The 12,391-nt window shown below is 62.4% G+C and carries 14 protein-coding genes; 8 read left to right on the top strand and 6 right to left on the bottom strand.

Annotated features, from left to right (window positions below):
* Positions 1-79: 79 nt before the first annotated feature.
* Both ACSQ2A_RS03180 and ACSQ2A_RS03175 read left to right on the top strand, forming a co-directional pair.
* Entirely contained in the window at positions 80-541 is a 462-nt protein-coding gene (locus ACSQ2A_RS03180) for a tripartite tricarboxylate transporter TctB family protein (RefSeq protein WP_353922240.1), read from the top strand.
* A gap of 9 nt (positions 542-550) precedes the next feature.
* Positions 551-2,056: a tripartite tricarboxylate transporter permease gene (locus ACSQ2A_RS03175; RefSeq protein ID WP_436071042.1), complete on the top strand. Its 1,506-nt coding sequence runs from the start codon at positions 551-553 to the stop codon at positions 2,054-2,056.
* Here ACSQ2A_RS03175 and ACSQ2A_RS03170 read toward each other — a convergent pair.
* Positions 2,016-2,519, bottom strand: coding sequence for an ROK family protein (locus ACSQ2A_RS03170; RefSeq protein ID WP_436071624.1), 504 nt, complete (start codon positions 2,517-2,519; stop codon positions 2,016-2,018). The genes ACSQ2A_RS03175 and ACSQ2A_RS03170 overlap by 41 nt on opposite strands.
* 30 nt (positions 2,520-2,549) lie before the next feature.
* Positions 2,550-3,353: an aminoglycoside phosphotransferase family protein gene (locus ACSQ2A_RS03165; protein WP_436071041.1), complete on the bottom strand. Its 804-nt coding sequence runs from the start codon at positions 3,351-3,353 to the stop codon at positions 2,550-2,552.
* Between the two features lie 181 nt (positions 3,354-3,534).
* Between ACSQ2A_RS03165 and ACSQ2A_RS03160 the strand changes: the two genes are divergently transcribed.
* Positions 3,535-4,221, top strand: a complete 687-nt coding sequence (locus ACSQ2A_RS03160; protein ID WP_436071040.1) for a L,D-transpeptidase family protein — start codon at positions 3,535-3,537, stop codon at positions 4,219-4,221.
* 43 nt (positions 4,222-4,264) lie between these two features.
* Here ACSQ2A_RS03160 and ACSQ2A_RS03155 read toward each other — a convergent pair whose 3' ends face one another.
* Positions 4,265-4,630, bottom strand: coding sequence for a hypothetical protein (locus ACSQ2A_RS03155; RefSeq protein ID WP_295411260.1), 366 nt, complete (start codon positions 4,628-4,630; stop codon positions 4,265-4,267).
* A 289-nt stretch (positions 4,631-4,919) separates the two neighbouring features.
* Between ACSQ2A_RS03155 and ACSQ2A_RS03150 the strand changes: the two genes are divergently transcribed.
* The gene (locus ACSQ2A_RS03150; RefSeq protein WP_436071039.1) at positions 4,920-5,465 is read left to right on the top strand and encodes a GrpB family protein; all 546 of its coding nucleotides are present in this window, start codon (positions 4,920-4,922) and stop codon (positions 5,463-5,465) included.
* Positions 5,466-5,568: 103 nt separating this feature from the next.
* On the opposite strand, the gene ACSQ2A_RS03145 is transcribed toward ACSQ2A_RS03150, so the two are convergent.
* Positions 5,569-6,882 (bottom strand): esterase-like activity of phytase family protein, encoded by a 1,314-nt coding sequence (locus tag ACSQ2A_RS03145; protein ID WP_436071038.1) that lies wholly within the window; start codon positions 6,880-6,882, stop codon positions 5,569-5,571.
* A gap of 270 nt (positions 6,883-7,152) precedes the next feature.
* On the opposite strand from ACSQ2A_RS03145, the gene ACSQ2A_RS03140 reads away from it, so the two are divergent.
* The 4 genes from ACSQ2A_RS03140 (at position 7,153) to ACSQ2A_RS03125 (ending at position 11,256) form a co-directional block, all read left to right on the top strand.
* A complete protein-coding gene (locus ACSQ2A_RS03140) occupies positions 7,153-8,679 on the top strand; it encodes an alkaline phosphatase (protein ID WP_436071037.1) in 1,527 nt (508 codons plus the stop codon).
* A gap of 222 nt (positions 8,680-8,901) precedes the next feature.
* On the top strand, positions 8,902-9,333 hold the full coding sequence (locus ACSQ2A_RS03135) for a hypothetical protein (protein WP_295411251.1): 432 nt from the start codon (positions 8,902-8,904) through the stop codon (positions 9,331-9,333).
* 7 nt (positions 9,334-9,340) lie between these two features.
* On the top strand, positions 9,341-10,009 hold the full coding sequence (locus tag ACSQ2A_RS03130) for an ABC transporter ATP-binding protein (protein WP_436071036.1): 669 nt from the start codon (positions 9,341-9,343) through the stop codon (positions 10,007-10,009).
* Complete coding sequence (locus tag ACSQ2A_RS03125) at positions 10,006-11,256, top strand: FtsX-like permease family protein (protein ID WP_436071035.1); 1,251 nt, start codon at positions 10,006-10,008, stop codon at positions 11,254-11,256. The genes ACSQ2A_RS03130 and ACSQ2A_RS03125 overlap by 4 nt, the downstream gene beginning before the upstream one ends.
* Here ACSQ2A_RS03125 and ACSQ2A_RS03120 read toward each other — a convergent pair.
* Positions 11,253-11,738, bottom strand: a complete 486-nt coding sequence (locus tag ACSQ2A_RS03120; protein WP_436071034.1) for a copper chaperone PCu(A)C — start codon at positions 11,736-11,738, stop codon at positions 11,253-11,255. The genes ACSQ2A_RS03125 and ACSQ2A_RS03120 overlap by 4 nt on opposite strands.
* Before the next feature lie 109 nt (positions 11,739-11,847).
* The gene (locus ACSQ2A_RS03115) at positions 11,848-12,366 is read right to left on the bottom strand and encodes a YcnI family copper-binding membrane protein (protein WP_295411242.1); all 519 of its coding nucleotides are present in this window, start codon (positions 12,364-12,366) and stop codon (positions 11,848-11,850) included.
* Positions 12,367-12,391: the final 25 nt, after the last annotated feature.

The raw sequence follows: 12,391 nt of genomic DNA, 5'->3' as shown, positions 1-12,391 counted from the left end.
CGCCCCACGTCAGACGGCCTGCGGTTTTCCGCAGGCCGTCCCCGACGCACATCCATATGTTTCATCTGGGGAGGCGGCCATGCTGGCCAAGTTTTCACTCCGGGATCTCCTGGCAGGCGGCATCTTCGTCCTCGCCGGAGCCTACTTTTCGCTCGAAGCGCTGAACTATGAGGTCGGCACGCCCTTCCGCATGGGACCGGGCTTCATGCCGCTCGCGCTTGGCGCCGTGCTCGCCGCCCTTGGCATCGGTGTTGCCGCTAGCGGTTGGCAAAAGCCTGACAAGGAGAAGCCACTCCCACCCTCCTGGCGGGGTATCGCTCTTATCATCGGCGTGGTGATCTTCTTCGGCGCCACCATTCGCGGCCTCGGCTTCGTGCCTGTGGTCTTCGTCTCGGCCTTCGCTTCCGCCATGGCCAGCCGGCTCAATTCCCCACTCTTTGCCGCCCTCCTCGCCATCGGTCTCACGGTTCTCTGCACGGCCATCTTCGTCATCGGCCTTGGCATGTCCGTGCCGTGGTTTGGGCCCTGGCTCGGTCAATAGGAGCGTCACATGGATATCATCGGCTTTCTCGGCCTCGGCTTTTCCGTCGCCCTCGATCCCATCAACATTCTCTACTGCTTTATTGGCGTGCTGCTCGGCACTCTGGTTGGCGTGTTGCCCGGCATCGGCCCCACCGCCACCATCGCCATGCTGCTGCCCATCACCTTCTCACTGTCGCCGGCCGCGGCTTTGATCATGCTGGCGGGCATTTATTACGGCGCCCAATATGGCGGCTCTACCACCGCCATTCTGATCAACCTGCCGGGCGAAAGTTCATCGGCCGTTACTGCCATCGATGGCTACCAGATGGCCAAGCAAGGCCGCGCCGGCCACGCTCTGGCCACCGCCGCCCTCGGCTCGTTCTTCGCCGGGACGGTCGGCACGCTGCTGCTTGCCTTCTTCGCCCCGCCCCTTGCCCGAGCGGCGCTGAATTTTGGCGCCCCGGAATACTTTGCGCTGATCGTTCTTGGGCTGCTCGTCTCTATCGCGCTGGCGCATGGCTCGATCCTCAAGGCTCTCGCTATGATCGTCCTCGGGCTGCTTCTGGGCATGGTCGGTCAGGATATCTATACCGGCACCCCGCGCTTCACCCTTGGAATCCGCGAACTCTATTCCGGCCTCAACTTCGTCTCGGTCGCCGTTGGCATTTTCGGCGTCGCGGAAATCCTGCGGAACCTCGAAAACGAGAAAGGCCGCGATGTCATGGTCAAGTCGGTGAGCAATCTCTGGCTCGGCAAAGAGGAATTGAAACGCATCATCGCGCCGGTTATCCGGGGCACCGCCCTTGGCTCCGTGCTCGGCATTCTTCCCGGCGGCGGCCATATCCTGGCGTCATTCGCCTCCTATTCCGCCGAAAAGCGGCTTTCCAAGCATCCTGAAGAGTTCGGCCACGGTGCCATTGAAGGCGTCGCCGGTCCGGAATCGGCCAATAACGCGGCGGCGCAAACGTCGTTCATTCCGCTGATGACCCTCGGTATTCCCGCCCATCCGGTCATGGCGCTCATGGTCGGCGCTTTCATCCTCCAGGGCATCACCCCGGGGCCCAATGTCATCAACGACCAGCCCGCACTCTTCTGGGGCATCATCGCCTCGATGTGGATCGGCAACCTGCTTCTCGTGATGCTGAACCTGCCGCTGATCGGGCTGTGGGTGAAGATGCTCTCGATCCCCTATCGCGCGCTGTTCCCCGCAATCGTTCTGTTCGCGTGCATCGGCTGCTATTCAATCAACCAGAACATCTTCGACGTCTTCGCAATCGGCTTCTTCGGCATTGTTGGCTACGTGCTGATCCGGCTCGGTTGCGAACCGGCTCCTCTATTGCTGGGCTTCGTGCTCGGACCGCTGCTCGAAGAGCATCTGCGCCGTGCCATGATCATCTCGCGTGGCGATCCGATGGTTTTCCTCGAACGCCCAATCTCGGCGACCCTTCTTGGCCTCGCCCTCCTCGCAGTGATCATCGCTGTGCTGCCCTCCATCAGAAGCAAACGCAAAGAGGTGTTCGTCGAAGAGGATTGATGTCACCAAACAATTGGCGGGTTGGCAGGGTGCCTAGTACATCGCCCTGCCAGCCCGTTGGGTTAACTAGGAACTCGCGGGCGCTGCCCAGCCCTACTTCCGCAAGAAGCGCCAGGTTGACGTCATTGTCGATCAACACGTCGACGCCCATCGCCTCTGCAAGGGCAGCCCGCAAGTTCGCGCCCTCAAGCCCCTGTAGGTTTCCAGCCAGGCTCAAGTCCGCCGTTTCCGGATGGACCGCCGCCGGCACGCCCACGGCACCGACCCGCAGCTTATGCCGCGGCACTCCGGCTTGCTCGCAAAGCATCGACGTCATGCGACCCAGCTGAGCCACGAGGTCCGTGACTCCGGTCTGCACCGTCGGCTCAGTCACCTCCGCTAGAATCTGCCCGCGCAGATCGCTTAGGCAGCGGCAACTTTGGTGCCGCCCATTCGCGAGAAGCGATGAGCCTCCCGGACGCAGTGTCGTAGCGCTGCCTCGCCGAGCAAACAGCTATCCCGCCGAAGTCACTATTCGGTCGAGAGTGTCCCGGTGCTTCACAAGCCAGGCGGCGCTTCGTGTTCTCCAGGTGATCCCCCACAGTGGCGTGGCGTCTTCCGTCTCGGGAGTGACCTTCGCGTCAATGGCCTCGTTGGCGGCGCTGAGGATTACGAAGTCTCGCATCCGGTCGACGAATCCCGCCCGCGCGTTACGCGGCAGCTCGTACCCATCGAGCAGCATCTTCACCTGGCGACCGCGCGCTTCGACCGAGCCTAGGCCCAGGGTCTCGCCCAGGTCGTCGTCAAAGAGCAGGCCGTTGAGCCAGCACGCCTGCGCCAATTCGATCATCGGATCGACGGGCCCGGCCTCTTCCCAATCGATCAAGGCAACAGGCCGCCCTGCGCGGGCAATGATGTTCCATGCCCCGGTATCGCAATGGCCAAAAGCGCTTGGCCGGCCAAGGTGCCTGCCGAACCAGGGTCGCCAGACTGAGCCCTCCGGCGGCGCGAACGAGGCCGCTGCCGCATGCAGCTTTCGCAGGATGCCGCCGAGGATGGGCAGCGCGTCATCTGCCCAGGGGTAAGGGTGAACACTCTCCCCCTCGATATAGGTCAGCGTTTCGCGTCCCTGATTATCGAAGCCTGTACCGACGACGCGGGGAGAATGCTCGAAGCCCTGGTTTTCCAGGTGTCGCAGAAGGGCGACCGTCGTTGCCGACCACGGCGCAGCTTGCCGATAAACAACGCCATCGCGCGTGGCGACGGTAGACCTGCCACCGACCAAGGAGACTTCATCATCGTCTGGACCTCTTTCCATGGCGACAGTCTGCTTTCCTGGGCCAGGAAATCAAGGTCCACTGCGCGGTCGAATTTACTGCACAGCAAGCGAAGAGGCAGCGTGGTGGCAGCGTCCCTGAACGCGGAGCTTGCCAACCGGGCATTGTGAGACCAATCTCCCTCGCGAGACATTGCGGTTCCGCCTGCAGGAGGGTGTGGTGGTGACAAAAGATGGTTTCATCAATGCCGAAGCAATCGACTCCAACGCTCCGCGCTTGGGTCGTCGGTCGTTCCTGGTTGGCGGCGCTGCTGCCGTTGCCACACTTGGCCTTGCGGGTTGCTCACCCGCCGGAATGAGCATGGCGGAAGCGGAACGGGTCTATGGGCCGGTTCCCAACGAGCGCTTCCCCATCCCCGCGGTAAAACTGAGCAAGGTTGATCCGAAATATCTGCGCCGAACGGTGCGCTACGATTCCGCTGAACCGGTCGGCACGATCATCGTCGATCCTGCACGCTACTATGTCTACCGCATCGAGGGCAACGGCAATGCCACGCGCTACGGCGCCAATGTCGGGCGCGCCGGGTTCCTGTGGAGTGGTGAAGCCTATATCGGGCGCAAGGCTGAATGGCCGGTCTGGACGCCACCCAAGGAAATGATCGCGCGCCAGCCGGAAGCGGCCCCCTATGCCAATGGCATGCCGCCGGGCCTCGACAATCCTCTCGGCGCCCGCACGCTCTATCTCTACCAGAATGGTGCCTATACGCTCTACACGATCTACAGCACGATCATGCCCGAAACGATCGGCAAGGGCGTTTCGAGTGGCTGTGTCGGCCTTCTCACCCAGGACATGCTCGATCTCTACGAGAAGACGCCGGTGAATACGAAGGTGGTGGTCCTCAAGGCCTGACGCGCAGGGGGCCCGGAGGCGTCCTGCAGGGTGTCTCCCATTATCAGGTGTCGTTCGCCGGTCTTGGCCTAAAGAGGTCCTTGGCAGCTTCTAGCCGCCGATTGGCTGCAGGCCTGCTTTCGGGAACCGAAATCCAGAGAATATGCCGAAGATCAGAGTATCTCAGAGGGTCATACCCCAACTGGAGAAGTCTCACCGCGAACCAGTCTGGTATCAACTGTGCCGACATGCAGCTGGTCCCTTCCGCTTGATCGAGCACCGGCAGCATGGCTGCGTAGGTATCGAAGCCGAAGCTGAAGGCGATCGCTTCATCGACATGTGACGACTTGATCTCTGGATAGCGATCGCGGACCGCGTTCTTCAACATGGAGATATGCGCACGCGTAAAAGGCGTATTGCCGAAGGGCATGACGAACCTCTCTTCTACGGTCGACGTCCGCCGATTACGCGTCGACCATGAATGAGGTCGTCGCAATGCAGTGAGAGAGTACGTCCCCTTCAACCCGGCGGCAGGTTCGGCCGGGACGGCCGCCGCCCAACTATAGCCGTCGGGATACGCAGATCAAGCAAGGTCGCTCGGGGCTTGAATCTGATCTGTTGTTTTTGCCGCGCTCGATCCCGGCAAACGCGCCTGTTGGTTTCTGACGCGTCCCAAACAGCCGTTTGAAAAATCGGTAGAACCGTGGTGGACTGAACTCATGAGCGACGATCGCAACCAATGTGTCACCAACGATTTCGGCCTCGGCCTGAAGCATGGCGTAGTCTTGCTGGTACCACACAATCCGGCATGGAAAACCGCCTTCGACTTAGAAGCTGAAGTCATTCGCTCAGTTCTCCGTGCCAGCTTGATCGACATTCAACACATTGGCAGTTCGTCAATTCCAGGAATCAGGTCAAAGCCGATACTAGACCTGATGGTTGGCATAAAGGATCTGGACGCGGGGCCGCTGCTCGAGCCGGCGATGTCGTCCATCGGATATGATTTTGCCCGTCAGGCGGGCGTCCCCAACGACCATGTGTTTGGCAAAGGCGTTGCAAGAACACATCTGGTGCATGTCGTTCAGTTCGACGGTCCCACTTGGCATCACAACCTTAGGTTCCGAGATCGACTCAGAGCTGATCCCGACCTGGCGCACGAGTACGACGACCTCAAGGAGCGGCTTGCGGTGCAGTTCGCGCAGGACCGCGCCGCGTACACCGCGGCAAAAAGGGCCTTTATCGATCGGGCTACGGCAGCGGCATAGTCGATACCCTACCCGGACGTTCACTCCGGCACCGAATTCGCCGCCCCGCGCTTCGACGCGGAGGAGGAGCCAACGCCCCTCCTCCACGTCGAAAGCCAAAAAATTACTCGGCCTTGAGGAAGTCGGCGACGTCGAGGAGGATGTACTCGTTGTCGTCGGCGCGGCCGGCTTCGCGGCCGGTGGAGCCGGGGTAGTTATTGTCGTTGGCAACGACGATGGTGGTCGCGTCGACGAGATCAACGTCTTCGATGGTGACGAAGGGGAAGGTGAAAACGCCGTCCTTGGTGCCGCGCGGCGCGATGCCGTCCGGGTCCTGCATGGCCATCAGGTCGATGTAGGCGATCTTTTCGAGCACGCCATTTTCGTCTGCACGAGCGAGATCGACGAGGTAGATGCGCTTGAAGGCAGCGGCCTTTTCACGGCCATCGTCACCTTCATTGTTGTCGCGCTCGATGATCAGGCCACGGGTGCCTTCAAAAATGTTGAAGTCGCCAATAGCGTGGCCGGCGTCGTCGAGCGGGTAGTAGCGAACCGTATCGCTCCAGGTGGCATCGCCGACGTTGAATTCGAGCATGCGGATGACCGGCTTGCCATCGACGAGTTCGAGCGCGCCGGCGGTTTCGTCGAAGAAGGGCTTTTCGAGCAGCGGATAGAGCGTCGTGCCGTCGATCGACTGCGCCATGCCTTCATAGCCACCGGAGCGGCCGGTATTGATGCCGGTCACCACAGCGCCGGCAGCGGGCTGCGAGGTGAACTGGTTGTCGGGCGACTTGTAGTCGACGCCACCGGGGTTGGTCTTGACGACCTGCAGCACCACGCCCTCGGCATCGACTTCGATCAGCCAGGGGCCGAATTCATCACCGATCCAGTAGTTTTCACCAACCGGCTGGATGGATTCCGGATCGAAATCAGCGCCGGTGAGATAGCGGCTGTCGCTGTGTTCGGTAACGATCGGGAAGGGAACGACGCGGTTCGGATCTTTCAGGAACACGGTCTTTTCGATGCCGACCTTGCCTGCTTCCCAATCCATTTTCAGGATATTGAACATCAGCATGGCGTCGGACGAGTTGGCCTTGTTGCCAAAGCCATTGTCGGTGAGGAACAGGAAGCGATCATCGCCAAGCGAGCGCACGCCGCTCATGCCCTGGAGGGGCTGGCCGGGGAACGGCATGGCAATGCCCGAAGCCGGGTTGGCCCAACCATAGGGCGTCTCGACGCGGGTGCCCGAGGTGAAGCGGCCAGACTTCTGGAGGCCAATCGGAGCATCTGCGGGAGCGGGCAGGAAGGTCTGGGCCGGCAGCTGGGCGTGGGCCTTCAGCACGGCTTCAAACTTGGTCGGACCTTGAGCCGTATCTTGAGCCATCGACAGGGAGGCAAGGAGGCTGAGGCTGACGCCAAGGGCGAGCGCTTTGAGCATAGTTCTCTCCAGGAAAAATGGATGCCCTGCCCTAAAGAAGCGTGATGTCGCTGGGATCACAGCGGCGTGAACGGCCGATGACATTCTCAAACGCTGACAGTTGGATGCGCCAGGGCCATCCCCCAACCCCAACGTTACGACGACACATCACCAACCATCCGTAACGTTATGACGTAACTACATTTATGTGTCACATCGCCGGTCTAATGGGTTGATGAACCGGTCAGTTCCGCTCCTGCCCGGACGCTCCAACCCAAGAAGGTGAACATCATGGTCAAGCTCTCCCGGGCTCTTTTTGCCGGCGTTTCCACGCTCGCCCTGACTCTGCCGGTTCTGGCCCAGACTGCCGTGCCGCAGGCTGATGACAGCTATTTCCTCGCCGCCCAGGAACAGCTCGCCGCCAAGGAAGCCGTTCAGCCGAACACCGGCAAGGCCAAGAACGTCATCATGTTCATCGTTGACGGTCTTTCCATCCCGACCATCACCGCTGCCCGTATCCACGAAGGCCAGCTGGCCGGCGTCGATGGCGAAAGCCACTCGCTCGCCTTCGAAACCCTGCTACCGCACACCGCTCTCGTGAAGACCTACACGCACGACAGCCAGGTCGCTGACTCCGCCCCGACCGCCACCGCCATCACCTCGGGCGTCAAGTCGCTGAACGGCACCATCGGCGTCGATCAGACCGCCGTCCTCGAAGACTGCTCGACCCAGGCTGGCGCCACCACCACGTCGATCTTCGAACAGGCCGAAACCGCTGGCCTTGCCACCGGCATCATCTCGACCGCCCGCATCACCCACGCCACCCCGGCTGCTGCCTATGCGCACACCGTCGGTCGCGACTGGGAAAACGACAAGAGCCTGCCTGAAGACGCCGTCGGCAAGTGTGCCGATATCGCCTCGCAGCTGGTCGACTGGTCGTTCGGCGACGGCTTTGAAGTCGTGTTCGGCGGCGGCCGCGCCAACTTCATGCTCGAAAGCCAGAAGGATCCAGAAGACGAAACCAAGACCGGTTCGCGCAAGGAGCGTGACCTGATCGCCGACTGGCAGGCCAAGTACAACGATGGCCAGTATGTCTGGAACCAGGAAGGCTTTGACGCGCTCACCGCCGACACCGGCCATGTTCTCGGCCTCTTCAACGGCTCGCACATGCAGTACGAAGCCGACCGCGAAGGCGATGCCGGCGGCGAACCTTCGATCGCCGAGATGACCACCAAGGCCATCGACATCCTGTCCAAGAACGAAAACGGCTACGTGCTGATGGTTGAAGGCGGTCGCGTCGACCACGCGCACCACGCCGGCAATGCTGCCCGCGCCCTCACCGACGCCATCGCCGTCTCGGAAGCCATGAAGGCTGCCTATGACGCCGTGAACCCGGAAGAAACGCTGATCGTGCTCACCGCCGATCACAGCCACGTCTTCACCATCGCCGGCTACCCGACCCGCAACAACCCGATCCTCGGCATTGCCGGCACGGGTGATGATGGCCTGCCCTACACCACCCTCGGCTACATGAACGGCCCGGGCGCCAAGACCCTCGAAGAAGGTGCCGACGTCTCGAAGATGACCGGTGAAGAAGTCCGCACCGCCCTGCAGCGCGCCGACCTCACCGAAGTCGACACCACCGACGTCGACTTCCTGCAGCAGGCCCTGATCCCGATGGGTTCGGAAAGCCATGCCGGCGACGACGTCGCCGTCTTCGCCCAGGGCCCACAGGCCTATCTCCTCGACGGCGTGATCGAACAGAACCTGATCTACCACGTCATGGCCAAGGCCCTCGGCCTCAACGCCACGAAGTAATTTTTCGCACCAGAGGTGGCCGCCGGGGAGCCGACGGCCACCTTCGATTCACGAGGCCGTGATTGTCACACGGTGGGGATGCCTTCGGCTTACTCTCCTCCGCACAGCGTCATTCCCGCGAAAGCGGGAATCTGATCGTCGACCAAGTGAGATTCCCGCTTTCGCGGGAATGACGCGAGGCTCCAACGGGGTCTGCGCAGGCTAGAGAAGAGGACAAAAGACATGCAACGACGCCACTTCGTCGCCGGCCTCGCCGCCGCAGGCACGCTCCTCGCCACCAAGCCGGCTTTCGCCGACCTGCCATCCCTGCGTTTCCGTGACATGTATTCGCGCGGCAAGGACCTTTCGGACCAGGCCATTGCGCTTGAAGGCCAGCGCATCGTCATGACCGGCTATATGGCTCCACCGCTGAAGCCCGAGATCAATTTCTTCGTCCTCACCAAGACGCCGATGGCCACCTGCCCCTTCTGCGATGATGCGACGGATTGGCCCAATGACATCGTCCTCTCCTATTTCGAGGGCGACATGAAGTTCACCCGCTTCTCCAACCTCATCCGCGTCGAGGGCACCTTCGACACCGGCATCGAGACCGACGGGCCGACCGGCTTTGTCAGCAAGGTGCGCCTGCTCGATACCCGCTACACCATTCTCTGAGTTTTCCATGCCGGGACTGCCTCTGGCCGTTTCCGGCCTACGCCTCGCCTTTGCCGGCGCCGATGTCATCGACCTGCCCGCTCTCGCCATTGCGCCGGGCACGATGACCGTGCTCTCGGGCGCATCCGGCTCGGGCAAATCCACCCTGCTCTATCTGCTATCCGGCCTCCTGCGCCCCGATGCCGGCACCATCGCCTGGGCCGACACCGACATAGCAGAACTCGGCGAAAGCCAGCGCGACCGCTGGCGCCGCAAACAGGCCGGTTTCATCTTCCAGAATTTTCACCTGATCGAGGAAATGAGCCCGGTCGACAATGTGCTGGTGCCAATCTGGCTCGACAGCTTCTCGGCCGCCACGAAGCGGCAGCGCGCGCTTGACCTGCTCCGCCAGCTCGATGTGCCTGCGGAGCGCGAAAGCGTCGCAAAACTCTCTCGCGGCCAGCAGCAGCGCGTCGCCATTGCCCGCGCCCTGATCGGCGACCCCAGCGTCATCTTTGCCGACGAGCCCACGGCCAGCCTTGACGCGGCCACAGGCGAAACCGTCGCCGCGGTGCTGCAACGCCTCGCCCGCGAAGACGGCCGCACCGTTGTTGTCGCGACCCACGATCCGGCGCTTAAAACCCTCGCCGACCAGACGGTGCAACTCGACCATGGCCGCCGGGAGCCGGCATCATGAACCCGTTCCCCATTGCCTGGGCTTCCCTGCGCCGCAACAGGTTTACGGCCATCCTGTTCCTGCTGATCGTTGCCCTCGCCGTGGCGCTCGGCATCGCCATTTCTGCCCAGGAGCGTGCCCTCCGCATCGGCAGCGCCCGCGCTGCCGACAAGTTCGATCTCATCGTTGCCGCCCCCGGCAGCCACAACGACGTGCTGTTCTCGACCGTCTATCTCGACCCCACGGCCGTAGAACTGCTCGACCCCGCCATCACGCGCCTGCTGTTCGATGAGCCTGAGGCCGATTTCGTCGCCCCGATCGGCTTTGGCGATGCCATCGGCAATGACCCCGTCGTCGGCACCGTGGCACCCTTCGTCGACCACCTTTCAGGTGGCCTTGCCGAAGGTCGGCTCTTCGAGACGGTCAACGAAGCGGTTGTCGGCGCCCTCTCGCCCCATGCCGTTGGCGACGAACTCGAAGTCTCGCACGGCCATGGCGGCGCCACCGGCACCGATGCAGATACTGCAGCCGATGCCATCGAAGCTGGTGAAGCCGTGCCCGGTGGCGATGGCGACCATCCGCACATCACCATTGTCGGCCGCATGCAGCCCACCGGCACACCTTGGGACCGCGCCATTGTCGTGCCTATCGAATACAATTGGGTGGCGCACGGTCTCGGCACCGGCCATCTGCCCGAAGACACCCATATCGGCGCGCCCTTCGATCCCGACGCCCTGCCCGGCCTGCCGGCGGTGGTGGTAAAGCCAAAGGACGTGGCGGCCGCCTATGGCCTTCGCTCCGCCTACCGCACACCGCAATCGACCGCCTTCTTTCCTGCCGAAGTTCTGGTGGGGCTCTATGCCCTGCTCGGCGACGCCACCGCCATCATGAGTGCCCTAACGCTCGCGGCCCAGGCGCTCGTGGTCGCGGCCATTCTTGCCGGCGTCGTCGCCATTCTCGACCTGCAGCGCCAGCGCTTCGCGGTCCTCCGCGCCCTCGGCGCCTCGCCGCTCTTCATCTTCGCCACGGTCTGGATTTACGTCGCCGGCATCGTCGTCACCGGCGCGCTGACCGGGCTTGTCCTCGGCTGGGGCGCTGCGGCCGTGGTCTCAGATCTTTTGGCGCAATCCACCGGTGTCGCCATGCGCGCCGAGATCGGCGCGCGCGAGCTGTCGCTCGTCGGCACGCTGGTCGGCCTCGGCCTCGTTCTGGCGCTGGTACCGGCGCTGATTATCTATCGCCGGCCCGTGGTCGACGCTCTGCGCTAGTGGCTATGCCCAGCGTGGCTATGGGCGACGGCGTCTGATGCTTCGACTTCGACACTGATCTGAAGCTCGCCATCGCCGATCAGCAGATGCAGCGGAAAGTGATCGCCTTGCTTGAGTTCAGCTGTCAGGCCATTGAGCCGCAGACCCAATCCATTCGGATCGAAGTCGAACTCGCCACTCGGAAGCTGGAATTCACCCACCGGCTGATAGGCCATGACGCCATCCGCGCCCATGGTGGCGCCGACCACCTCTACGCTTGCTGAATTCGAGGCCTCGGCCCCGCTCAGAGTAACCGGCTCGCCCGCATTTTCGATCTCGAAGAAGACCACAGCGTCTTCGCCCTGCCCCGTAGCGCGTGTCCAGGCATGGATCACGGTGATCCCGCCAAGGCTCGCCTCATGGTCACTATGGGCATGGTCTTGCGCCGCTAGAGGCGTGGAGACGAGCAGCAGCAATAGGAAGGGGCGGAGGAAACGGGTCATGGTCGGCTCTTTGATAATGCAGCAGAGACCGACCTACCGGCTGCAAGCGACAGGGCTGTGACGCGAGCCCTGCGAAAAGAGGGGTGCGGCGGACCGCACCCCATTGGGCTTAGTGACCAGCAGCGCCAGCGGGAACCAGTTCGACGCTCGGCGCGGGCATGTCGGCGTTTTCGTCGCCCGTCACGTCGATCCAGGCCTCTTCGCCGTTGGCACATCCCTGGATGGCGGGGAAGTAGAACTTGCCCGGCTCCAGCGTGCCGGCAAAGGTGCCGCGGAAGACGAACTCGTCATACCATTCGTTCGGCAGGTCGCCGCCCGACCAGACGATCTCGGTCACGCCCTCGGTGAGCTGCGTGCCGTGATTGTCATAGGCTTGCGCATAGGGACCGGTAACGGTTTCGAGGGTCCAGCCTGCCTTGGGCATCGGCTTCACATTGTAAAAGCCTTCGGGAATTTGGACGCGCACAACATTGGTTGCCTCGGTCCCGCAGCCGTGGGGAATACGCAGCACGGCCTTGTAGGTCGAGCCGATGGCAGCTTCCCGCACTTCGAGGGTGACGTGGGCGAAAGCGGGAACGGCGGTGAGGGCAACGGCGAGTGCGGCCGAAGCGGCGAGAATACGGATCATGATGATTTCCAGTGATAAAATGGTC

The organism is Devosia sp. LjRoot3 (assembly GCF_964252865.1).
In the GTDB taxonomy this organism is placed as follows: Bacteria; Pseudomonadota; Alphaproteobacteria; order Rhizobiales; family Devosiaceae; genus Devosia.
This window is presented reverse-complemented; position numbering and strand designations above follow the sequence as displayed.